We start from the raw sequence: 21,807 nt of genomic DNA, 5'->3' as shown, positions 1-21,807 counted from the left end.
GCGCGGGCGCTCAGCCCAGCGCGTAGCCGAACTGCTGGCGGAACTGCTCGGCGAACTCGTCGTAGTCGAAGCGCTGGTTCTGGGTACCGGGGTGCTCGACCTTGAGCGCGCCCATGAGATTCCCCATGCGGCCGATGGTCATCCAGTCGTAGCCCTTCTCGATGCCGAAGATCAGGCCGGCGCGGAAGGCGTCGCCGCAGCCGGTCGGGTCGGTCACCCGGCGCTCGTGCGCCGGCGGGATGCGGTGGGTGGTGCCGTCGGCGTGGATCTCCGCGCCTTTGGGGCCGCGGGTGGTGATGTAGGCCTTCACCTTGCTGGCGATCTGCGACTCGCTCCAGCCGGTGCGTTCCTGCAGGAGGTTCGATTCGTAGTCGTTCACGCAGACGTAATCGGCCTGCTCGATGAAGTGGCGCAGCTCCTCGCCATTGAACAGCGGCATGGCCTGGCCGGGGTCGAAGATGAACGGGATGCCGGCTTCGGCGAATTCACGCGCGTTCTGCAGCATGCCTTCATAGCCGTCCGGGCTGACGATGCCGATCGTCACGTTCGGCACGTCCTTCACATGGTTCTCGTAGCTGCGCATCATCGCGCCCGGGTGGAAGGCGGTGATCTGGTTGTTGTCGTGGTCGGTGGTGATGAACGCCTGCGGGGTGAACAGTTCGTCGATCACACGGACATGGTCGAGGGTGATGCCATGTTCCTGGAACCAGTCCCGGTAGGGGCCAAAGTCGGCGCCGACGGTGGCCATCGGGATCGGGTCGCCGCCCAGCAGCTTGAGGTTGTAGGCGATGTTGCCGGCGCAGCCGCCGAACTCGCGGCGCATCCGCGGCACCAGAAACGACACGTTCAGGATATGCACCTTGTCCGGCAGGATGTGGTTCTTGAACTGGTCGGGGAACACCATGATGGTGTCGTAGGCCAGGGAACCGCAGATCAGGGCAGCCATCGAAAGCCTCGGGCAAGGGTCGGACGCAAGGCCGTCCATGATACCCGGCCGTCCCGGCCGACGGCAGCGGTGGCGTGGCCTGCGGCGCAGGTTCCTTGCCGGCAGCCGGGCGCGTTGCTAGGCTAACCGCCCCCGGCGGTCTAGGCCGCTCGCGGTGCCCGCCCCCTTCCGCGTCCCCCCGCGCGGCGATTCCCCCTTCCGGCAGCCCTCCGCATGTTCAAGTTCCTCGGCCGCTACTTCTCCAGCGACCTTTCCATCGACCTCGGCACCGCCAACACGCTGATCTACGTGCGCGGCCAGGGCATCGTCCTCAACGAACCCTCGGTGGTGGCGGTGCGCCAGGATCGCGGCGGCGGCGCCAAGGCGGTCGCGGCGGTCGGCAGCGAGGCCAAGCAGATGCTGGGCCGCACCCCGGGCCACATGACCACGGTGCGGCCGATGAAGGACGGCGTGATCGCCGACTTCACCTACACCGAGGAGATGCTCAAGCACTTCATCCGCAAGGTGCACAAGAGCCGTTTCCTGCGTCCCAGCCCGCGCGTCCTGGTGTGCGTGCCGGCCGGCAGCACCCAGGTCGAGCGTCGCGCGATCAAGGAATCGGCGGAAGAAGCCGGCGCCCGCGAGGTGTATCTGATCGAAGAGCCGATGGCCGCGGCGATCGGCGCCGGCCTGCCGGTGACCGAGGCGCGTGGCTCGATGGTGGTGGACATCGGCGGCGGCACCACCGAGGTGGCAGTGATCGCGCTGAACGGCATCGTCTATTCCCAGTCGGTGCGGATCGGCGGCGACCGCTTCGACGAGGCCATCATCAACTACGTGCGCCGCCACCACGGCATGCTGATCGGCGACACCACCGCCGAGAAGATCAAGATGGAGCTGGGCAACGCCTACCAGCAGCAGGTCGTCCGCGAGATGGAGATCTCCGGCCGGCATCTGGCCGAGGGCGTGCCGAAGATCATCTCGATTTCCTCCAACGAAGTGCTGGAGGCCCTGCGCGAGCCGCTGTCCGGCATCGTCTCCGGCATCCGCCTGGCGCTGGAGCAGACCCCGCCGGAACTCTGCGCGGACGTGGCCGAGCGCGGCATCGTCCTGACCGGCGGCGGCGCGCTGCTGCGCGACCTCGACAAGTTGATCTCGGAGGAAACCGGCCTGCACGTGCAAGTGGCGGACGACCCGCTGACCTGCGTGGCGCGCGGCGGTGGTCGCGCGCTGGAGCTGGTGGACATGCACGGCAACGAGTTCTTCGCGCCGGACTGATCCGCTTCCCGGGCCGGCCCCGCCGGCCGCCCGCCACCGGGCGCTGGACGCCCGCCCACGCGGGCTCGAGATTTCCGGATCCGCCTTCCCAACGACGCCAGCAGACCGCCCCACGTGTCCTCCCCAGCCGGCTCTTCCGCACCCCGTCCAGGCGACGTTGCCGGCGTGTTGCGGCTGCTGGCCTACCTGGTGCTTGCCGGCACCCTGATGGTGTTCGATTACCGTGGAGGCTGGCTGCATGCGCTGCGCGTCCGCGCGGATGCGGCGGCGCAACCGCTTTGGTGGGCGGCCGGCCTGCCAGCGCGGGTTGGCGCCAGCCTGCGCGAGAACGCGGTGACCCGCGCCCGGCTGATCGATGACAACGCCCGCCTGCGCCGGGCGCTGCTGCTGGAGGAGGCCCGCAATGCGCGCCTGCGCACTGCCGCCGCCGAGAACGCCCGCCTGCGCGGCCTGCTGGACAGCGCCGAGCGCAGTCACCTCAACGTGCAGCTGGCCGGCATCCTGGACGTGGATCTGGACCCCACCCGCCAGCGCCTGCTGCTGGATGCCGGCAGCGGCAGCGGCGTGCACGTGGGGCAGCCGGTGATCGACGCGGGCGGCCTGATGGGGCAGGTCATCGCCACCACGCCCACCACCGCCACGGTCTTGCTGGTCACCGACCCCGACCATGCGGTGCCGGTGATGGTGGCGCGCAGCGGCGTGCGCCTGGTGGTCTACGGTACTGGCCGCAGCGATGTCCTGCATCTGGCCGATGTCCCGCTCTCGGCCGATGTGCGCGCGGGGGATCTGCTGCTCACCTCCGGGCTGGGCGAGCGCTTTCCGCCCGGCTTCGCGGTCGGCACCGTCGGCGCCCTGCGCGCCGACGACACACGCGCTTTCCTGGAAGCGGACGTGACGCCCGCCGCCCAGCTGGACCGCGGCCGCGACGTGCTGCTGCTGCGCGCTGACCCGCCAGCCGCCACGGCAGAGGCTCCCGGCGGGGCGGCCGTGACCGCGGTGCCGCCGCCAGCAGCCTCCCCGGCCATCTCGCCCGTGGCACGGCCCCGGGCCGCACCGCGCCCGGGAGCCACGCCATGAGCCGGCCACGCAACGGCTGGGTGCTGCCGGCCAGCCTGCTGCTGGCGCTGTTGCTGGGGGTGTTGCCACTGCCCGGCATCCTGCAGGCGCTGCGGCCCTATTGGCTGGCGCTGGTGCTGGCGTACTGGCTGCTGGAAGCGCCGGATCGCGTCGGGTTGGGCAGCGCCTTCCTACTGGGCCTGCTGGCTGACCTGGCGTTCGGCAGCCTGCTTGGCGAACACGCGCTGCGGCTGGTGGTGCTGGCGTTCATCCTAGAGCGCTTCCGCGCGCGCCTGCGGTTCTTCCCGGTGACGCAGCAGGCGCTGACCATCGGCGTGCTGCTGGTCAACGATCGCGTGATCACGGCGATCCTGCATCTGCTGACCGGCACCCCACCGCTGCCGTGGGCCTACTGGCTCGCGCCGCTGGTGGGCATGCTGCTGTGGCCGCCGCTGCATCTGCTGCTGGATGCGCTGCGCCTGCGCCGGCGGGCCTGAGCCATGCGCCGTCGCGCCCGCCTGATCAAGAACCACGCCGCCGAGGCCGCGCTGTTCCGGCGCCGTGCGTTGGCCGGGCTGCTTGGCGTGCTGGCCGGCCTGGGGGCGCTGGCCGGCTGGTACTTCCGCTTGCAGGTGCTGCGCCACGACGAATTTGTCACCCGGTCCGAAGCCAACCGGCTGCGGCTGGTGCCGGTGGCGCCGGCGCGCGGCCTGATCTACGACCGCAAGGGCCGCATCCTGGCCGACAACGTGGCGGCTTGGCGGTTGGAAGCGGTACCGGAGCGCGCTGGCGACGGCGCCGCATTGCTGGCAAACCTGCAGGGCGTGGTGGCGCTGGATGCCGAGCAGCAGGCGCAGTTCCTGCGCGACTACCGCGCGGCGCGCGCGTTCAAGCCGGTCACGATCAAGCTGCGTGTGCCCGACGAGGAGGCTGCGCGGTTCGCGGTGAACCGCTGGCGTTTTCCCGGCGTGGATCTGGTGCCCTATCTCGGCCGGGTCTATCCCTATGGTGCGCTGTTTGCGCACGTGGTGGGCTACGTCGGCCGCATCGACGAGAAGGACCTGGCCGCGCTGGGCAACATCGGCGGTGCGTATTCCCATGTCGGCAAAACCGGACTGGAACGTTCCTACGAAGCGGTGCTGCGCGGCAGGCCCGGCTACCGGCGGCTGGAAACCAACGTCGCCGGGCGCACCGTGCGCGCGCTGGACACGGTGCCGGCGGTGCCCGGCGTCGACTTGCGGCTGTCCATCGATGCCGAATTGCAGCAGGCCATGGTGGATGCCTTCGGCGAGCTGGAGGGCTCGGCGCTGGCGATGGATCCGCGCAGCGGCGAGATCCTGGCGATGGTCAGCCTGCCGTCGTTCGATCCCAACCTGTTCGTCAACGGCATCAGCCACGCCGACTTCCAGGCGCTGAACGACAACCCCTCGCGTCCTCAGTTCAACCGCATCGTGCTGGGCGGCGTGGCGCCCGGTTCGACCATCAAGCCGCTGACCGCGCTGGCCGGCCTGGACAGCGGCCTGCGCCAGCCGGGTGACAAGGTGCTGTCGACGGGCGTGTTCCGCCTGCCCGGCATGCGCGGGCGCGGCTGGCTGGACGGCGTGCACGGCTGGACCGACGCCCGCAAGTCGATCTACGAGTCGGTCAATACCTACTACTACCAGCTGGCGCTGGACATGGGCGTGCAGCGCTACGACGCCTACATGGCGAAGTACGGCTTCGGCCAGAAAACCGGCATCGATCTGGCCGGCGAGATCGAGGGCATCGTCCCGTCGCCCGCCGCGAAGATGAAGTACGCCCGGCAGCGCTGGTATCCGGGCGACCTGGTGAATGCCTCCATCGGCCAGGGCCTGTGGAAGGTCACGCCGCTGCAGCTGCTGCGTGGCGTGGCCGCCATTGCCGATGGCGGCACCATGCGGCGGCCACATCTGGTGGCGGAACAGCGCGCCGGCTTCGACGCACCGTGGACACCCCTGCCGCAGCCGGATGCGGTGCGCATCAGCGATCGTCCCGATCATGTGCGCGTGATCCAGGAAGGCATGGAGCTGACCACCACCGCACCCTCCGGCACGGCTGCGCGGGTGTTCCGCGGCTCACCCTACCGCTCGGCGGGCAAGACCGGCACCGCGCAGGTGGTCAACCGCGGCGCGACCGCGGTCGATCCGCGCTCGCTGCCGCTGTGGAAGCGCCACCGCGCGCTGTATATCGGCTATGCGCCCGCCGAGGCGCCCACCATCGCCGTGGCCGTGGCGGTGGAGGGCGGCGGCTTTGGCGCCGACACCGCCGCGCCGATCGCGCGCAAGGTCTTCGATGCGTGGCTGCTCGGCAAGGCCGCCACGCCGCCAGGGGCGAAGGACGTGCCGGCGCCTTCGGCCCGGCCGGACTTCTCCGATGTGCGCGGCAGCCCGGACGCGGTGCCGGTTGCCCCGCCCAAGCCCGCGTCTTCCGGAGGCCTGCAATGAAGGCTTTGCTGTGGTGGTTGGGTGACCTGCTGGGGCGCTTCGTGCGCACCCTCGACCTGCCGCTGCTGGGCGCGCTGCTGGCGCTGATGGGCATCGGCCTTGCCACCCAATACAGCGCCGGCAACGAGTCCCTGCGCGGGGTGGCCATGCAGGGGGCATTCTACGGCGTGGGCCTGGGCGCACTGTGGGTGGCGTCGCGGCTGCCCGCGCACCTGCTGAAACAGGCCACGCCGGCGATCTTCCTGCTGTCGCTGCTGCCGCTGGTGCTGGTGCTGTTCATCGGCAAGGGCAAGTACGGCAACCACTGGATCAACCTCGGCTTTTTCAATTTCCAGCCATCGGAGCTGACCAAGCTGACCCTGCCGATGATGCTGGCCTGGCACTTCGACCGCCATTGCCTGCCGCCGCGCTTCGGCGTATTGCTGGGCGGGGTGGCGATCATCGCGCTGCCGGTGGGCCTGACCCTGCTCCAGCACGATCTGGGTACGGCGGTGCTGATCCTGGCCACCGGCGTGTTCGTACTGTTCCTGGCCGGGACGTCCTGGTGGTGGTGGGGTGCCGCAGGCGCGCTGGGTGGCGGTGGTTTCGCGCTGGCGATGTTCGCGCCGATGCGCTGGTTCTCGTTCCTGCGTCCGTACCAGCAGGACCGCATCCTGACCTTCCGCAATCCCGAGAACGACCCGATGGGCGCAGGCTGGAACATCCTGCAGTCGCAGATTGCGATCGGCGGCGGCGGCATGACCGGCAAGGGCTGGGGGCAGGGGACCCAGTCGCACCTCAACTACCTGCCCGAGCACACCACCGACTTCGCGTTCTCGGTGCTGGCCGAGGATTTCGGTTGGATCGGCGTGGCGCTGACCCTGGCGCTGTACCTGTTCATCGTCGCGCGCTGCCTGTGGATTGCGTCCGATTCGCGTGACGGCTACGCACGGCTGCTGGCCGGCGCCATCGGGCTGTCGCTGTTCGTGTACGTGCTGGTCAACGGCGGCATGATTTCCGGCCTGCTGCCGGTGGTGGGCGTGCCGATGCCGTTGCTCAGCTACGGTGGCACCTCGGCGGTGACCATCCTGCTGGGCTTCGGCGTGGTGATGGCGCTGAAGGCGCGACGCCCGATCCACCGCTGAGCGCCCATCGCGGGCACCCGCGCGGCCGGGCCGGGCGCCCTAAGGGTGGCATGGCGCCGCTGGCCTGGAGACCGCCGCAGGGCTGCGCGGGATGGCAGCCTGCCGATTGCGCGACGCGCGGGGCGGTGAGGCGAGCCCTGCATTTCAACGCCAGAGACCGTCCTTGCCGGTCCGGCAACGGGGCGTGGCACCCGCACGGGCGGCAGGCTGGATCCGGGGGCAAGAGCGATGGCGGGTTGGAGGGATATCCCCCGCTTGCTACGATGCACGTTCGGGCCTATAGCTCAATGGTTAGAGCAGAGGACTCATCGATACGGTGACGCCGCGCAGGAATGCGCGGATGAAAACGGGAAGAATTCAGGGAACCCGCAGCGGAACCGGTGGATTGGTGGCCGGCGGCAACCCTGAGCCGAGCCGGCGGTACACCGCCGGAAGGTGCAGAGACTACCTGGGGGCTGCAGCGCCCTTAATGACAGGCCAGAGCCTCCCGCACCCCACCAGCGCAGGCTGAGGGTGATGAGATAGTCCACGCCGGTGCGAAAGCATCGGACAACGTGAATCCTTTGGTTCCAGGTTCGAGTCCTGGTGGGCCCACCAGCTTCACGACAGGCGGATCAACGCCTGCCCCGGTGCATTGAACGCCACGGTCCAGCCCAGCCTGTTGGCCAGGCGGTCCAGCAAGGCGGAGCCGGTGCCGGTATCGGCGCGCGCCGCCCCGGCATCGCCGTCGGTCGGCAAGGGCAGGGCCTGGATGCGTACACAACGTTCTTCCAGCGCGATCCGCAGGGTGCCGTCCGTCCGCCCCTGCACCAGCCGGCGGGCGATGCCTCCCAGCAGCAGCTCGGCTTCCTGCGGCGCGGTGTGCAGGTCGCCGCTCGCCACGATCTCGATGTCGATGCCGGTGCGCCCGGCCAGGGCCTGCGCCGCCGCGTTACCCAGCAGCGCGTCAGCCGCAACCGCGCTTTCCTGCAGCGGCTTGCGCCGCGCCGCCGCCAGCATCGCTTCCAGCAGGCGACCCATCTCGGCCGCGCCGCGCGCCAGCCGCGCATGCCGCGCCCGCTGCGCGGGGGCGGTATCCGGCTCGTCCTGCAGCACTTCGGCAACCCCCTGGATCACCGCCAGCGGCGTGCGCAGTTCGTGGCTGGCATCGGCCAGGAACGCCTGTTCGCGCGCGTCGGCGGCGACCAGCCGCGCCTGGTAGCCGTCGATGGCCCGGGCCAGCCTGCCCAGGTCATCGTCGCCGGCCAGCCCGGCCAGGCAGCTGGGTTGCGGCTGCACCGGCAGCGCGTCCACGCCATCGGCCAGCGCGTGCAAGGGACGCAGTGCGATCCCGGCCAGCAGCCAGCCCAACCAGCCTGCCAGCACGGTGCCCAGCACCACCACGATGGCGACCTGCCGCCGCAGGTGGCGCTCGCCCATCTCGATGTCGCCCAGGTCGATGGTGAACACCAGCCGCCCCGCGGCGCTGTCGAACACCCCCACGTGGACATCGGCATTGGCCGGGTCTTCGCGCACGCCGGGCGGATAGTGGGCATAGGCGGCAGGTAGCGCGGGATCATCGGCCCGGTAGCCGCGCAGGCGCTGGGTGCGCGGGAGCTCCGCCGGCAAGCCATTGGCGAGGCGCAGTCCGTAGTCCTCGGCCTGCCCCTGCAGAATCTCGTTGGCGAGCACGTACTCGTAGTCCTCGGCCACGCCCAGCAGGGCGACTGCGGCCAGCCCACCCAGCGCCAGCCCCAACAGCAGCGCCAGCAAGGCAAAGCGCTGGCGCAGTGGCAATGGCCGCCGTGACGGCTGCACGCACGCGCTCATGCGGGGGATACCAGCCGATAGCCAACGCCGCGCACCGACTGGATCAGCGGCTGCGCGAATGGCCGGTCCACCAGCGTGCGCAGCGCGTACACCTGGGTCTGCAGCGCCGCCATGTCGGTGCCGGCGGGCCCCCAGCCGCGCTCGATCAACCGGGCATGCGCAACGATGCGCGGGGCATCGCGCAGCAGCGTTTCCAGCAGTGCGCCCTGCAGGCGGGTCAGCGGAATACGCCGACCCTCGCGCAGGGCGGTCAGCGTGTGCGGGTCGTAGGACAGCGGACCATGGGCCAGGCCGCCATCGGGATGCTTGCGCCGCACCATCGCGCGCAGCCGTGCTTCCAGTTCAGGCAGCGCGAACGGCTTGACCAGGTAATCGTCGGCGCCCTCGGCAAAGCCGCGCAGCTTGTCGTCCAGGCTGTCGCGCGCGGTCAGCATCAGCACCGGGACGCCGTGGCCGGCCTCGCGCAGCCGGCGGCACAGGGCCAGCCCGTCCAGGCGCGGCAGGCCCAGGTCCAGCACGACCACGTCGAAGCCGCCCTGCATCGCGCGGGCGAGCCCGCCGGCACCGTCGGCACAGTGGTCCACCACGTAGCCCCGCCGCTCAAGGAAATCCCAGATGTTGGCGGCGATGTCGTGCTCGTCCTCGACCAGCAGGACGCGCAAACCGGAGGCGGACGGCGTGGGCGAAGGGGGGAGCGGCATGCCGATAGCCTGCCACTGCTGCGCACGCTGGTGTTAGCGATCGGCCGGGATGGGGCGGGCCGGGCCTGTTCGGCTTCCATTATGCTCACGCCTCGTATCTCGATCCGGCCCGTCCCGATGCCCACACGCCTTCCGTCTTTGGACCGCTTCCGCCCCCTGTTCTGGTTGGCGGGCTGCCTGCTCGTGATTTCCACTGCCACCCGGCTGGCCCTGCTGGTGGCGACGGGCAGCGGCGTGCCGGCCAGCGTGGGCAACTGGCTCTACGTGTTCGGCGTGGGGCTGGGTTACGACGTGCTGGCGGCGCTGTACTTCGGCATCCCGCTGCTGCTGTTGCTGTGGCTGCTGCCGGCGGGCTGGCTGTTGCGCAAGCGCGGGCGCTGGCTGGTGGGCGCCCTGTGTCTGGTGCAGCTGTTCGTCCTGCTGTTCGTGGCGGTGGCGGAGTGGACGTTCTGGGACGAGTTCCAGGCCCGGTTCAATTTCATCGCGGTGGACTACCTCGTCTACACCACCGAGGTGATCGGCAATATCCGGCAGTCGTATCCGGTGGGCTGGATCCTGTCCGCCGTGGCCGCGGTCGCGCTGGGCGGCTTCGTCGCCACCGGGCGCTGGCGCCGCGCCGTTGCGGACACTGCCGGCTTCGGGGCGCGCACGGCGGTGGTGGCGGCCTGGCTGGCGCTGGCCACGCTGGGCACCTGGCTGGTCAACGGCGAGATGAAGGAGCGCTCCGACAACGCCTACGTCAACGAGCTGGCCGGCAACGGTATCTACCAGTTCTTCGCCGCGTACCGCAGCGCCTCGCTGGACTACCCGCGCTACTACCGCACCGTGCCGATCGACGAAGCCTGGGCGCAGGTCCGCGCGCAGCTGGCCACGCCCGACGCCACCTTCTTCGGCCCCACCGGCATCGCCCGGCGCATCCACAACCCGGCGCCCGAGCAGCGCATGAACGTGGTGCTGATCAGCGTGGAAAGCCTGTCGGCCGATTTTTCCGGCACCTACGGCCGCCCCGACTCGCTGACCCCGCAGCTGGACGCCCTGACCAGGGACAGCCTGCTGTTCACCGAGCTGTGGGCCACCGGTACCCGCACCGTGCGCGGGCTCGAGGCATTGTCGCTGTCGGTACCGCCGACGCCGGGGGAATCCATCGTCCGGCGCGAGCACAACGAGGGCCTTGCCACCCTGGGCGAAGTGTTCCGCGGCAAGGGCTACCACGCCATGTTCCTGTACGGCGGCTACGGCGCGTTCGATGACATGAACCGCTTCTTCTCCCACAACGGTTATGACGTGCACGACCGCACCGACATCCCGGACCAGGCGATCCACCACGAGAACGTCTGGGGCGTGGCGGACGAAGACCTCTACACGATGGCGATGCAGCATTTCGATGCCGATGCCGCCGCCGGCAAACCGTTCTTCGCCCACCTCATGACCACCTCCAACCATCGCCCGTACACCTTCCCGGCCGGGCGCGGGCCGTGGCCGCAGGGCAAGCGCAACAGCGCCGTGGCCTACACGGACTGGGCGATCGGTGACTTCCTGCGTCGGGCCAGCAGCAAGCCGTGGTTCCGCAACACCCTGTTCGTGATCACCGCAGACCACTGCGCGTCCAGCGCCGGTAAAGCCGCGTTGCCGGTATTCCGTTACCGCATCCCGCTGTGGATCTATGCGCCCGGCGGACAAGTGGCGCCGGGCCGGGTAGAGCGCCGGGTCAGCCAGATCGACATCGCGCCCACCGTACTGGGCCTGCTGGGCATGGACTACGACAGCCGCTTCTACGGCGTGGACATCTTCCAGCTGCCGCCCGGCCGCGAGCGCGCGTTCATCGGCACCTACCAGCTGCTGGGCTACCTGCGCGACGACAAGCTGGTGCAGCTCTCGCCGCACCGCAAGGTGGAGACGCTGCGCCCCGCGTACACCCGCGACGTCGCGCAGCCGGAACTGCCCGAAGATCCCGCGTTGACCCTGCAGGCGATCAGCTACTACCAGACTGCCGCCGCCGCGTTCAGCGACGGCTCGATGCGGCAGGCCGCGCTGGAACGCGAAGCGCGCGCCGCTGCCGCGACACCGCCGGCCCGGTGACTTCCGGCGCTGGCGCCGCCCTGGTGCGGGGCCGCATCCTGCGGTCCTGCGTCCACCGGAGCCTGCCCATGCGCCGCCTGCTTATCCTGCTGTTGCTGTCCTGCTGCCTGCCGCTGGCCTACGCCGGCGCGCGCGTGCCGGCCGAGGTCGCGGTGCTGGTGACGCTGCACCAGCTGCATGCAGAGGTGCCCGCCTATGACAACGATGCGCTGAAGCGCAGCATCGAGCGGCTGACACCGGACGTGCTGTGCATCGAAGTCAGCCCGGCGCACTACGCCAGCCGCGCACCCGAGGCCAACAAGGTGGAATACCCGGCCGTGGTCTATCCGCTGGTTGTGGCCCACGGCTACCGGGTGTACCCGATGGAGCCGGTACCGCCGCGCGACGCCGAGATCCTGCAGCCTTACCTCGCCGCCAACCGCGCGTTCGCCGAACAGCAGCCCGCCGCGTCGAAAGCATTCCAGACGCAGACCGGCGCGCTGTACGACACGCTTCGCCTTTACTGGACGTCGCCCGCGCGGGTGAACGATGCCGTCACCGACGCGCAGATGCAGGCCAAGCATGCCCTGCAGGCGGCGCTGGTCGGCGAGGGCGAGCGGGCCGGCTGGGAGGCATGGAACGGCCAGTTCCTGGCCACCGTCGCGCGCGCCGCGCGGGAGAACCCGGGCAAGCGCATCGTGGTACTGGTCGGTGCCGAGCATGGCTACTGGCTGCGCGCGGCGCTGGCGCGCACGCCCGGCGTGCACCTGCTGGACACGGCGGCACTGCTGGCCGCGGACGGCAGCTGAGGAATCGCCCGGCATAATGCGTGCCGACCCGTTGCTGGAGGTGCGCATGCTGCTGGACACCGTCGAACACGAAACCGGCCCGAATCCCGAGTGGTGCGTGCTGTGGCTGCATGGCCTGGGCGCCGACGGCCACGATTTCGCGCCGATCGTGCCGGAGCTGGTGCGCCGCGACTGGCCGGCGCTGCGCTTCGTGTTCCCGCATGCGCCGGTGCGCGCGGTCACCATCAACGGCGGCGCGCGGATGCGGGCGTGGTACGACATCCGCGACTTCGACCTGGCCCATCGTGCCGATCTGGATGGGGTGGATGCCTCCGTGGCGCAGGTGGACGCGCTGATCGCACGCGAGGCCGAGCGCGGCATCCCGCCGCAGCGGCTGCTGCTGGCCGGCTTCTCGCAGGGCGGCGCCATCACCCTGGCCGCTGGGCTGGCGCGGGCGCAGCCACTGGCCGGCCTCATCGCCCTGTCCACCTACCTGCCGATGCCGCTGGCACTGGCGCAGCAGCGCGTCCAGCCGGCCGCGGTGGCGCAGCCGCTGTTCATGGCCCACGGCGAATTCGATCCGGTGGTGCCGGTTGCCGCGGGCGAGGCGGCCATGCAGGCCATGCGCAGCCTGGGGTTCGAGGCAACCTGGCGGCGCTACCCCATGCAGCACCAGGTCTGCGCCGAGGAAATCGCCGATCTTGCCGATTGGATGTCCGCGCGCTTCGCCGCGGGGTGAGGTGACGCGCTCCGCACGGCGCGGCTACCATCGGCCGCAGGGCCGGGGCGCTGCCGGGGAGAGACAGGCCATGACCGCAACCGCACTGCGCGTGCTGATCGTCGATGACGAGCCGCTGGCGCGCGCGCGGCTGCGCGCGCTGCTGGAGGCGCAGCCCGGCGTGGACGTGGCGGGCGAGGCCGGCGATGGCGAAGCGGCGTTGGCCGCCTGCACCGCCCAGCGGCCGGATCTGGTGCTGCTGGACATCCGCATGCCCGGTATCGACGGGCTGGAGACGGCGCGTCGGCTGGGCGCGCTGCAGCCGACGCCGGCCATCGTGTTTTGCACCGCCTTCGACGCCCACGCGCTGTCGGCGTTCGAAGCGCAGGCGCTGGACTACCTGGTGAAGCCTGTGCGCGGCGAGCGCCTGGCCGAGGCGCTGGCCAAGGTCCGCACCTTCCTCACCGGTCGTGCGCGCCAGCAGCACGATGCAGCGCCAGGCCAGCCGCGCAACCAGCTGTGCGCGCGCCTGCGCGGCAGCCTGCGGCTGATCCCGGTCGAGGACATCCACTACCTGCAGGCGGAGGAGAAATACGTGGTGGTGCGCCACGCGCGCGGCGAGGACCTGATCGAGGAATCGCTGAAATCGCTGGAAACAGAATTCGGTGAGCGTTTCGTGCGCATCCACCGCAACTGCCTGGTGGCGCGCGACCAGATCGTCGAGCTGCGCCGTGGCCTCGACGGCCATGTACAGGCGGTGCTGCGCGACGTGCCGCAGCCGCTGGACGTCAGCCGGCGCTGTCTGACCCAGCTGCGCGAGACGCTGCGTCACCCGTGACGGCCTGCCGCCCGCGCGCACCCGGCGCCAGCGGAACGGCGATAATGCCGGCATGACAGCGCTGCGCATCGCCACCCGCAAGAGCCCGCTCGCCCTCTGGCAGACGGAACACGTCGCCGACCGCCTGCGCGCGGCCCATCCCGGCCTGCAGGTCGAACTGGTGCCGCTGAGCACACGCGGCGACGAGATCCTCGACCGATCGCTGGCCGCGATCGGCGGCAAGGGCCTGTTCCTTAAGGAACTGGAACTGGCGATGCAGCGCGGCGAGGCGGACTGCGCGGTGCATTCGCTGAAGGACGTGCCGATGCAACTGGAACCGGGCTTCGCGCTGCCGGCGATCCTGCCCCGCGCCGACCACGCCGATGCCTTCGTCAGCCCACACTTTGACGGTCTGGATGCGCTGCCTCGGGGCGCACGCGTGGGCACCTCCTCGCTGCGCCGGCAGGCGCAGCTGCGTGCGCTGCGCCCGGACCTGCAGCTGCTGGACCTGCGCGGCAACGTCAACACGCGGCTGGCCAAGCTGGATGCCGGCGACTACGACGCCATCGTGTTGGCCTGCGCCGGCCTGCAGCGGCTCGGCTTCAACGGCCGCATCCGCGCGCGGCTGGACGCCCCGGCCTGGCTGCCGGCGCCCGCGCAGGGCGCGATCGCCATCGAGTGTCGCGACGACGATCCGCGCGTGGCGGCTCTGTGCGCGGCGCTGGACGATGCCGCCACCCGCACCTGCGTGGCGGCAGAGCGCGCCATGAACCGCGCGCTGGAAGGCAGCTGCCATGTCCCCGTGGCGGCGCTGGCCGCATTGGACGGCGAGGGCCTGCACCTGCGCGGCCTGGTCGGCGCGGTGGCCGATGGCCGCTGCGTGCGGGCCGAGGCGACGGGCGCGCGCGAAGCGCCCGAGGCGCTGGGGATTGCGGTGGCCGAGGCGCTGCTGGCACAGGGCGCGCGCGCGCTGATCGACGCCTGAGGCGCGGTGGCCGGCTCCGGCCAGTGCCGGCATGGCGCGCCGCTATCGCCTCCCTGCCGATCAGGACTCGGCGTGACCGCCCAGCAGGCCACTATCCGGCACCCGCACCCAGCCCTCCATCAGCACCCGCGCGCTGCGCGACATCACCGCGCGAGTGACCGTCCACTGGCCCTCCACCTGCGTGACCGAGGCGCCGACCCGCAGCGTCCCGGAGGGATGCCCGAAGCGCACCGTATCGCGCGTGCCGCCGCCGGCCGCCAGGTTCACCAGCGTGCCGGGCACGGCCGCTGCCGTGGCGATGGCGACGGACGCGGTGCCCATCATGGCGTGGTGCAACTTGCCCATCGACATTGCGCGCACGTTGAGGTCGATCGTGCTGGCGGCGATGTGCTTGCCGCTGGATGCCGTGTAATCGGCCGGTGGCGCCACGAAGGCCACCTTGGGCGTGTGCTGGCGGGTAGCGGCTTCTTCCGGCGCCTGGATCAGGCCCATGCGCAGTGCGCCGGCAACCCGGATCGCCTCGAGCTTCGCCAGTGCGGCCTTGTCGTCGTTGATCGCCGGCTGCAGTTCGGTGCCGTCGTAGCCGATGTCGGCGGCGTTCACGAACACGGTCGGGATGCCGGCGGTGATCAGGGTCGCCTTGAGCGTGCCGATGCCTGGCACCTCGAGTTCATCCACGAGGTTGCCGGTGGGGAACATCGCCCCGCCGGCATCGCCGTCGTCGGACGGATCGAGGAACTCCAGCACGATCTCCGCCGCCGGAAAGGCCACGCCATCCAGCTCGAAGTCGCCGGTTTCCTGCACCTGTCCGCCGGCCACCGGCACGTGCACCAGGATGGTCTTGCCGATGTTGGCCTGCCACACGCGCACGGTGACAGTGCCGTCGCGCGGGATGCGTTCGGCGGGAATAAAGCCATTGGCGATCGCGAACGGCCCCACCGCGGTGGACAGGTTGCCGCAGTTGCCGGACCAGTCCACGAAGGCGGTGTCGATGCTGACCTGCCCGTAGAGGTAGTCCACGTCGTGGTCGGGCCTGGTGCTGGCGGAGATGATCACGCACTTCGAGGTGGACGAGGTCGCCCCGCCCATGCCGTCGGTGTGCTTGCCGTAGGGGTCCGGCGAGCCGATCACCCGCATCAGCAGCGCGTCACGCGCCGGGCCGGGCACGCGCGTGGCGTCGGGCAGGTCTTCCAGGCGGAAGAACACGCCCTTGGACGTGCCGCCGCGCATGTAGGTGGCGGGAATTCTCAATTGGGGCTGGAAGGCCATGTCAGGCACCCTCCGCCGCGGCCAGGAAATCCTGCGCAAAGCGCTGCAGCACGCCGCCGGCCGCATAGACCTCGACGTCCTCGTCCGAGTCCAGGCGGCAGGTGACGGGCACCTCGACGGTCTCGCCGGTCTTGCGATGCACGACCAGGGTCAGCGTCGCGCCCGGTGCGGGGGTGCCGGTGACATCGAAGGTTTCACTGCCGTCGATGGCCAGCGTCTTGCGGTTGGTGCCGGGCAGGAACTGCAGCGGCAGCACGCCCATGCCAACCAGGTTCTGACGGTGGATGCGCTCGAAGCCCTCCGCCACGATGGCCTCCACGCCCGCCAGCCGCACGCCCTTGGCGGCCCAGTCGCGCGAGCTGCCCTGGCCGTAGTCGGCACCGGCGATGATGATCAGCGGCTGCTTGCGCTGCATGTAGGTTTCGATGGCCTCCCACATGCGCATCACCTTGCCATCGGGTTCCAGGCGAGCCAGCGAGCCCTGGCGCACATTGCCATCGGCATCGCGCACCATTTCATTGAGCAGCTTCGGGTTCGCGAAGGTCGCGCGCTGCGCGGTGAGGTGGTCGCCGCGGTGGGTCGCGTAGGAATTGAAGTCCTCTTCCGGCAGGCCCATCTTCGCCAGGTATTCACCGGCGGCGCTGGACGGCAGGATCGCGTTGGAGGGCGAGAGATGGTCGGTGGTGATGTTGTCGCCCAGCACTGCCAGCGGGCGCATGCCGCGCAGCGTGCGCGCACCGGCCAGCGCGCCCTCCCAGTAGGGTGGGCAGCGGATGTAGGTGCTTTGCGGACGCCAGTCGTACAGGGGCTTGACGGCGCGGCTGCGGTCGCGCGGGGCGAACATCGGGCCGTACACCTGGTGGAACTGTTCCGGCTTGACGCTGGCCTTCACCACCGCATCGATCTCGGCATCGGATGGCCAGATGTCCTTCAGGCGCACCTGGTTGCCGTCGGCATCCACGCCCAGCACGTCCTTCTCGATGTCGAAGCGCACGGTGCCGGCGATGGCGTAGGCGATCACCAGCGGCGGCGAGGCCAGGAACGCCTGCTTCGCGTAGGGATGGATGCGGCCGTCGAAGTTGCGGTTGCCGGACAGCACCGCGACGGCATACAGGTCGCGGTCGATGATCTCCTCCTGGATCAGCGGGTCGAGCGCGCCGCTCATGCCGTTGCAGGTGGTGCAGGCAAAGCCGACGATGCCGAACCCGAGCCGCTCCAGTTCCGGCAGCAGGTTCGCCTCTTCCAGGTACAGCTGCACCGCCCTCGAGCCCGGCGCCAGCGAGGTCTTCACCCATGGCTTGCGCGTCAGCCCGCGCGCATTGGCGTTGCGCGCCAGCAGGCCGGCGGCGATCACGTTGCGCGGGTTGCTGGTATTGGTGCAGCTGGTGATGGCGGCGATGATCACCGCGCCGTCCGGCATCAGTCCCAGCACTTCCTCGCCGCGGGCGGCGTCGAGCTTCGCTTCGTCGGCAATGCCGCGCGCGCGGAGCTCGCTCACCGGCAGGCGCCGGTGCGGATTGCTGGGGCCTGCCATGTTGCGCACGACGCTGGACAGGTCGAAGTGCAGGGTGCGCTCGTACTGCGCATGCGCCAGGTCGTCCGCCCAGAAGCCGGCGGTCCTGGCATAGGCCTCCACCAGCGCCACCTGCGCGTCGTCGCGCCCGGTCAGGCGCAGGTAGTCCAGGGTGTTGTCGTCGATGAAGAACATCGCGGCGGTGGCGCCGTACTCGGGCGCCATGTTGGAAATAGTGGCGCGATCCCCAATCGTCAGTGCCGCTGCACCTTCGCCGCGGAACTCGAGGTAGGCACCGACTACCTTCTGCTGGCGCAGGAACTCGGTCAGCGCCAGCACCACGTCGGTGGCGGTGATGCCGGGGCCAGGCCTGCCGGTCAGTTCCACCGCCACGATGTCGGGCAGGCGCATCATCGACGCCCGGCCCAGCATCACGTTTTCCGCCTCCAGTCCGCCGACGCCGACGGCGATCACACCCAGCGCATCCACGTGCGGCGTGTGCGAGTCGGTGCCCACGCAGGTGTCGGGGAAGGCCACGCCGCCCTGGGTGTAGATCACCGGCGACATCTTCTCCAGGTTGATCTGGTGCATGATCCCGTTGCCCGCCGGGATCACGTCCACGTTGTCGAACGCCAGCCGGCACCACTCGATGAAGTCGAAGCGGTCCGCGTTGCGGCGGTCCTCGATGGCGCGGTTCTTGGCGAACGCCTGCGGATCAGAGCCCGGGGCCTCCACCGCCAGCGAGTGGTCCACGATCAGCTGCACCGGCACGACCGGGTTGACCTTGGCCGGGTCGCCGCCGGCCTTGGCGATGGCTTCGCGCAGGCCGGCCAGGTCCACCAGCGCGGTCTGGCCGAGAATGTCGTGGCAGACCACGCGCGCCGGGAACCACGGGAAGTCGAGGTCGCGGCGGCGCTCGATGAGCTGGATCAGATAGTCGTTGATCCGGGTCGGCTCGGCCTTGCGCACGATGTTCTCGGCGTGCACCCGCGCGGTGTAGGGCAGGGCGGCCCAGGCGCCGGGTTTCAGTGCTTCCACCGCCTCGCGCGCGTCGAAATAGTCCAGGGCGGTGCCGGGCAGGGGCTTGCGGAAGCTGGTGTTCATCATGGCGGCGGGCTGCGTCGAACGGTTCGCTCTATTGTCGCGCATCGCCGCCGCGGCTGCCCCGCTCCGTACAATGCGCGCCGTGAACGCCTCGCCTGCCATCCCCGCCGATCTCGTGCGCCTGTCCGTCGCCCCGATGATGGATTGGACCGACACGCATTGCCGCGCCTTCCACCGCGTGCTGGCGCCGCATGCGCGGCTCTACACCGAGATGGTGCATGCCAACGCGGTGATCCACGGCGACCGTGCGCGCCTGCTGGCGATGGATCCGTCCGAGCATCCGGTGGCGCTGCAGCTGGGCGGCAGCGAGCCGGCGCTGCTGGCGCAGGCGGCGCGGATCGGCGCGGAGGCGGGCTTCGACGAGATCAATCTCAACTGCGGCTGCCCGTCCGACCGCGTGCAGGCCGGCCGCTTCGGTGCCTGCCTGATGCGCGAGCCGGCGCTGGTGGCGGAGGGCGTGGCGGCGATGATCGCGGCCTGCCCGGTGCCGGTAACGGTGAAGTGTCGGCTGGGCGTGGACGACGACCACGAGTGGGAGCGCTTCCTCGCCTTCATCGACACCATCGCCGAGGCGGGGTGCCGCTCGTTCATCGTGCATGCGCGCAACGCCTGGCTGCAGGGCCTGTCGCCCAAGGAGAACCGCGAAGTGCCGCCGCTGCGCTACGACTGGGCCTATCGGTTGAAGCGCGAGCGGCCGGCGCTGCAGGTGGTGGTGAACGGCGGCATCGCCGACGCCGAGGAAGCCACCGCGCACCTTGCCCACGTCGATGGCGCGATGCTGGGCCGGGCGGCGTACCACACGCCCTACCTGCTGCACGCGCTTGACGTGCGCTGGTTCGGAGGCGCACTGCGCAGCCGCGGCGATCTGCTGCGCGCCTACCGGCCGTACGTGGAGGCGCAGCTCGCGCAGGGCGTGTTCCTGAAGCACATCGTCCGCCACATCCTAGGCCTGTTCGCCGGCCAGCCCGGTGGGCGCGCGTTCCGGCAGGTGCTCAGCGAGGGCGCGCACAGGCCCGGTGCCGACTGGGCACTCGTCGAACAGGCGCTGGCCCTGACCGGGCGCGCGGAGGCGGCGTGATCACCCGCGACGTGGCGGCTTTTCTGGCGTTTGCGCGCACCGTCGCGTCCGACTTCGGCCCGGCCACCGCGCGTGCGGCCTTCCTGGTTGCGCCGGACGGCTTCCGTCTGGCCGAACAGTCTGCGCGCGACAACGCCTACATGGCCGAGGCCGCGGCGTTCGATGCCGCGCGTGCCTCCGCCCAGCACCGCGTCCTGCACCGTGCCATCTCCGCCGTGCTGCCGACGGTCTGCTTCGCCGGCGACCCGGCCACCCCGGATGCGGTGTTTCCCAACAACGTGTTCGGCACCGCCGCGGGCCGCAGCATCGTCGGTCGCATGCGCCATCCGGTGCGCCAGCGCGAAGCGGCCCGGGCCGATATCCGCGCGTTCTTCCGCGACGTCCTTGGGACGACCGAAGTCGATCTCTCCACCCAGCCGCATCCCTGCGAGCTGACCGGCGCGCTGGTGATCGACCGCGCCCGCGGGCTGGGCTTCTGTGGCCTGTCCGAACGCTGCGACGAGGCCGGCGCCCGCCTGATGCACGAGGCGTTTGGCCTGCGCGCCACCCTGCTGTTCGACCTGGCGCCCGGCGAGTACCACACCAACGTGGTGCTGGCGGTGCTGGCCGGCCGCGCGGCCGTGGTCTGCCCGGCAGGGTTTACCGACCCCGCGGTGGCCGAGGCCATCGCCGGCCTCTACGCCCCGCACGCGGTGGTGTGCGATGCGGTCGAGCACGCGGCGTTCGTTGCCAACTGCATCGCCCTCTCGCCGGAGACGGTGTGGATGAGCGCGGCGGCGGGCCGGGCACTGACGCCCGAGCACAGGGCCGTGCTGGCCGATGCCGGGTTCCGGGTGGGCACGGTGGAGCTGGACGCCATCGAGGCGGCCGGCGGCTCGCTGCGCTGCTGCATTGGCGAACTGTACTGAGCGCGGCAGGAAGCTGAACGGCGCGGTATGCTGTTCAGGAAATTTCAGGGCGGATTCACCGGCTGCGCCCAGAATTGCCGCATCGATAACCGAGAATGCATGCCATGTCCTGCCGTTCTTCGCACCTGCCGACGCTGATGACCATTGCCGTGCTGGTGGCGTTGCCGGCAGTGGCTGCCGCGCAGGCCGGCCCGCAGGCGCGGGATCGCGGGCGCCCTGATCTGCGCGATCGGGACGACCTGCCCCCGCCTGCCAGCCTGTCCGATGCCGTGCGTCGGGTCGAGCGCAATACCCGCGGCGAGGTGCTGTCGGCCGAGCGCATCCAGTTCGACGGCCGCGACATGCACCGGGTCAAGGTGATCGACGACCAGGGGCGCGTGCGCGTGTTCATGCAGGAACCCGTCCGCCGCGATGCCGCGACGGCGCGGCCTGACCGCGTGCCGCGCGACGACGACGGCAACTGACCGCCCGCCGCACACCCTTCCAGCCATTCCCAATCCCCAGGAGTTGCCATGCGTATCCTGCTCGTCGAAGACGAAGCCCCACTCCGCGAGACGCTGGCCGCGCGCCTGAAGCGCGAAGGCTATGCGGTGGACGCCGCGCAGGACGGCGAAGAGGGGTTGTACATGGGGCGCGAGGTGCCGTTCGATGTCGGCATCATCGACCTCGGCCTGCCCAAGATGAGCGGCATGGAGCTGATCAAGGCCCTGCGCGACGAGGGCAAGACGTTTCCGATACTGATCCTGACCGCACGCTCCAGCTGGCAGGACAAGGTGGACGGCCTCAAGCAGGGCGCCGACGATTACCTGGTCAAACCGTTCCACGTCGAGGAACTGCTGGCGCGCATCAATGCGCTGGTGCGGCGTGCCGCCGGCTGGAGCAAACCGACCCTGGAGTGCGGCCCGGTGACCCTGGACCTGGCCGCGCAGACGGTCAGCGTCAATGGCAGCAACGTCGACCTGACCAGCTACGAGTACAAGGTGCTCGAGTACCTGATGATGCATGCCGGCGAACTGGTCTCCAAGGCCGATCTCACCGAACACATCTACCAGCAGGACTTCGACCGCGACTCCAACGTGCTGGAGGTCTTCATCGGCCGCCTGCGCAAGAAGCTGGATCCGGAGGGCACGCTCAAGCCGATCGAGACCGTGCGCGGCCGCGGCTACCGGTTCGCGATCGCGCGCACCGGCGAGTGATCGCGGCGCGTCGCCAGG

Annotated in this window: 19 protein-coding genes; 14 read left to right on the top strand and 5 right to left on the bottom strand. The window is 70.4% G+C overall.

Annotated elements, in window-relative coordinates:
- Positions 1-10: 10 nt before the first annotated feature.
- Positions 11-946 carry a carbohydrate kinase family protein gene (locus ACK4SG_RS09220; protein ID WP_409601444.1) on the bottom strand — a complete coding sequence of 312 codons (936 nt, stop codon included), beginning with the start codon at positions 944-946 and terminating at the stop codon, positions 11-13.
- A gap of 213 nt (positions 947-1,159) precedes the next feature.
- On the opposite strand from ACK4SG_RS09220, the gene ACK4SG_RS09215 reads away from it, so the two are divergent.
- The 5 genes from ACK4SG_RS09215 to rodA all read left to right on the top strand — a co-directional run bounded on the left by ACK4SG_RS09215 (position 1,160) and on the right by rodA (position 6,845).
- A complete protein-coding gene (locus ACK4SG_RS09215; RefSeq protein ID WP_409601443.1) occupies positions 1,160-2,203 on the top strand; it encodes a rod shape-determining protein in 1,044 nt (347 codons plus the stop codon).
- A gap of 165 nt (positions 2,204-2,368) precedes the next feature.
- Positions 2,369-3,280, top strand: a complete 912-nt coding sequence (gene mreC, locus ACK4SG_RS09210; RefSeq protein ID WP_409601442.1) for a rod shape-determining protein MreC — start codon at positions 2,369-2,371, stop codon at positions 3,278-3,280.
- On the top strand, positions 3,277-3,756 hold the full coding sequence (gene mreD / locus ACK4SG_RS09205; protein ID WP_409601441.1) for a rod shape-determining protein MreD: 480 nt from the start codon (positions 3,277-3,279) through the stop codon (positions 3,754-3,756). The genes mreC and mreD overlap by 4 nt, the downstream gene beginning before the upstream one ends.
- 3 nt (positions 3,757-3,759) lie before the next feature.
- On the top strand, positions 3,760-5,721 hold the full coding sequence (mrdA, locus tag ACK4SG_RS09200) for a penicillin-binding protein 2 (protein WP_409601440.1): 1,962 nt from the start codon (positions 3,760-3,762) through the stop codon (positions 5,719-5,721).
- Positions 5,718-6,845 carry a rod shape-determining protein RodA gene (rodA, locus tag ACK4SG_RS09195; RefSeq protein WP_409601439.1) on the top strand — a complete coding sequence of 376 codons (1,128 nt, stop codon included), beginning with the start codon at positions 5,718-5,720 and terminating at the stop codon, positions 6,843-6,845. Before mrdA ends, rodA begins: the two co-directional genes overlap by 4 nt.
- Before the next feature lie 600 nt (positions 6,846-7,445).
- Here rodA and ACK4SG_RS09190 read toward each other — a convergent pair.
- Positions 7,446-8,654, bottom strand: coding sequence for a sensor histidine kinase (locus ACK4SG_RS09190; RefSeq protein WP_409601438.1), 1,209 nt, complete (start codon positions 8,652-8,654; stop codon positions 7,446-7,448).
- On the bottom strand, positions 8,651-9,355 hold the full coding sequence (locus tag ACK4SG_RS09185; protein WP_409601437.1) for a response regulator transcription factor: 705 nt from the start codon (positions 9,353-9,355) through the stop codon (positions 8,651-8,653). The genes ACK4SG_RS09190 and ACK4SG_RS09185 overlap by 4 nt, the downstream gene beginning before the upstream one ends.
- A gap of 117 nt (positions 9,356-9,472) precedes the next feature.
- Here ACK4SG_RS09185 and ACK4SG_RS09180 point away from each other — a divergent pair, with 117 nt between their 5' ends.
- The 5 genes from ACK4SG_RS09180 (at position 9,473) to hemC (ending at position 14,721) form a co-directional block, all read left to right on the top strand.
- Positions 9,473-11,434, top strand: a complete 1,962-nt coding sequence (locus ACK4SG_RS09180; RefSeq protein WP_409601436.1) for an LTA synthase family protein — start codon at positions 9,473-9,475, stop codon at positions 11,432-11,434.
- A 68-nt stretch (positions 11,435-11,502) separates the two neighbouring features.
- Entirely contained in the window at positions 11,503-12,222 is a 720-nt protein-coding gene (locus tag ACK4SG_RS09175) for a hypothetical protein (RefSeq protein WP_409601435.1), read from the top strand.
- A 46-nt stretch (positions 12,223-12,268) separates the two neighbouring features.
- The gene (locus tag ACK4SG_RS09170) at positions 12,269-12,940 is read left to right on the top strand and encodes an alpha/beta hydrolase (protein ID WP_409601586.1); all 672 of its coding nucleotides are present in this window, start codon (positions 12,269-12,271) and stop codon (positions 12,938-12,940) included.
- A 70-nt stretch (positions 12,941-13,010) separates the two neighbouring features.
- Positions 13,011-13,757: a LytR/AlgR family response regulator transcription factor gene (locus ACK4SG_RS09165; protein WP_409601434.1), complete on the top strand. Its 747-nt coding sequence runs from the start codon at positions 13,011-13,013 to the stop codon at positions 13,755-13,757.
- Positions 13,758-13,809: 52 nt separating this feature from the next.
- Positions 13,810-14,721 (top strand): hydroxymethylbilane synthase, encoded by a 912-nt coding sequence (hemC, locus tag ACK4SG_RS09160; RefSeq protein WP_409601433.1) that lies wholly within the window; start codon positions 13,810-13,812, stop codon positions 14,719-14,721.
- 60 nt (positions 14,722-14,781) lie between these two features.
- Here hemC and prpF read toward each other — a convergent pair whose 3' ends face one another.
- Positions 14,782-15,990: a 2-methylaconitate cis-trans isomerase PrpF gene (gene prpF, locus ACK4SG_RS09155; RefSeq protein WP_409601432.1), complete on the bottom strand. Its 1,209-nt coding sequence runs from the start codon at positions 15,988-15,990 to the stop codon at positions 14,782-14,784.
- A gap of 1 nt (position 15,991) precedes the next feature.
- On the bottom strand, positions 15,992-18,607 hold the full coding sequence (gene acnD / locus ACK4SG_RS09150; protein ID WP_409601585.1) for a Fe/S-dependent 2-methylisocitrate dehydratase AcnD: 2,616 nt from the start codon (positions 18,605-18,607) through the stop codon (positions 15,992-15,994).
- Between the two features lie 73 nt (positions 18,608-18,680).
- Between acnD and dusA the strand changes: the two genes are divergently transcribed.
- The 4 genes from dusA (at position 18,681) to ACK4SG_RS09130 (ending at position 21,789) form a co-directional block, all read left to right on the top strand.
- Positions 18,681-19,685: a tRNA dihydrouridine(20/20a) synthase DusA gene (gene dusA, locus ACK4SG_RS09145; protein ID WP_409601431.1), complete on the top strand. Its 1,005-nt coding sequence runs from the start codon at positions 18,681-18,683 to the stop codon at positions 19,683-19,685.
- Complete coding sequence (locus ACK4SG_RS09140) at positions 19,682-20,593, top strand: arginine deiminase-related protein (protein WP_409601430.1); 912 nt, start codon at positions 19,682-19,684, stop codon at positions 20,591-20,593. Before dusA ends, ACK4SG_RS09140 begins: the two co-directional genes overlap by 4 nt.
- 104 nt (positions 20,594-20,697) lie before the next feature.
- A complete protein-coding gene (locus tag ACK4SG_RS09135; RefSeq protein ID WP_409601429.1) occupies positions 20,698-21,057 on the top strand; it encodes a PepSY domain-containing protein in 360 nt (119 codons plus the stop codon).
- A 48-nt stretch (positions 21,058-21,105) separates the two neighbouring features.
- Positions 21,106-21,789, top strand: coding sequence for a response regulator transcription factor (locus tag ACK4SG_RS09130; RefSeq protein WP_409601428.1), 684 nt, complete (start codon positions 21,106-21,108; stop codon positions 21,787-21,789).
- Positions 21,790-21,807: the final 18 nt, after the last annotated feature.

The sequence above is a fragment of the Thermomonas sp. genome, assembly GCF_046293095.1.
GTDB lineage: Bacteria > Pseudomonadota > Gammaproteobacteria > Xanthomonadales > Xanthomonadaceae > Thermomonas.
The sequence above is the reverse complement of the archived record's forward strand: the minus strand, read 5'-3'. Positions and strand labels throughout refer to the sequence as shown.